The organism is uncultured Psychroserpens sp. (assembly GCF_947492715.1).
Taxonomy (GTDB): Bacteria; Bacteroidota; Bacteroidia; order Flavobacteriales; family Flavobacteriaceae; genus Psychroserpens.
This window is the reverse complement of record NZ_CANLNS010000018.1, coordinates 1-1515: the sequence shown is the minus strand read 5'-3', so window position 1 is coordinate 1515 and position 1515 is coordinate 1. Positions and strand designations below refer to the sequence as shown.

Annotated in this window: 1 pseudogene; it reads left to right on the top strand. The window is 40.5% G+C overall.

Going from position 1 to position 1515, the window contains the following annotated elements:
• Nucleotides 1-1515, top strand: a pseudogene (locus Q0787_RS19225) (gliding motility-associated C-terminal domain-containing protein); the annotation flags it as partial.

The window sequence follows — 1515 nt, the reverse complement described above, 5'->3', positions numbered from 1 at the left end:
AGAACTTGGACAGCTACTGACGACTGTGGTAATGCTGTGTCTGATACTCAAACGATTTCAGTGGTAGATACTACTGCGCCAACATTAACATTACCTGCTGATGCTACAGTGGAATGTACGGAAAGTACTGATCCTGCCGCTACTGGTAATGCTACAGCCGCAGACTCTTGTGGAAATGTAACAGTGACTTTTGCTGATACTGCTGTTGATGCTTGTGGAAACACGCAAACAATTACAAGAACTTGGACAGCTACTGATGACTGTGGTAATGCTGTATCTGATACTCAAACAATTTCGGTAGTAGATACTATCGCTCCAGATATAACAGCTTGTACTATAGAAAATACAGTATTAGAATGCTCTGACACGAATAACGAAACTCTTGCAGATGCATGGAATGCAGCTAACATTGTAGCTTTAGAAGCATGTGCTACTGATGCCTGTGATGCTGACCTAACTGTGTCTTCTGATTATGACTTTAATAACTTAAATACAACTTGTGGTCCTTGTGGTACATTAAATGTTACTTACACTATTGCTGATGATTGTGGTAATACCTCAACAGTTATTGCAACCTTAACTTTTGATGATGGAACAATTCCTGATTTATCCAATTGCTCTGTAACTGATGAATCTATTGAATGTTCTGGTGCTGACAATGAGCAGTTAGCTAACGACTGGAATGCTGGAAATATTACTGCTCTAGAAACATGTGCTGATGATCTTGGCGTTACCGTAACTTCAGATTATACTTATACTAATTTAGTATCTACATGTGGGCAGGCTGGTACAATTACTGTAATCTATACAATTACTGACGACTGTGGTAATGCTACTACATTAAGTGCAACCTTAACGATTCAAGATACTACTGCGCCAACATTAACATTACCTACTAATGCTACAGTGGAATGTACGGAAAGTACTGATCCTGCAGCTACTGGTAATGCTACAGCTACAGATAACTGTGGAAATGTAACAGTTACTTTTGCTGATACTGCTGTTGACGCTTGTGGAAACACGCAAACAATTACGAGAACTTGGACAGCTACTGACGACTGTGGTAATGCTGTGTCTGATACTCAAACTATTTCAGTGGTAGATACTACTGCGCCAACATTAACATTACCTGCCGATGCTACAGTGGAATGTACGGAAAGTACTGATCCTGCTGCTACTGGTAGTGCTACAGCTACAGATACTTGTGGAAATGTAACAGTGACTTTTGCTGATACTGCTGTTGATGCTTGTGGAAACACGCAAACAATTACAAGAACTTGGACTGCTACTGACGACTGTGGTAATGCTGTGTCTGATACACAAACGATTTCAGTAGTAGATACTACTGCTCCAACGTTAACACTACCTGCTGATGCTACAGTGGAATGTACGGAAAGTACTGATTCTGCTGCTACTGGTAGTGCTACAGCTACAGATACTTGTGGAAATGTAACAGTGACTTTTGCTGATACTGCTGTTGATGCTTGTGGAAACACGCAAACAATTACAAGAACT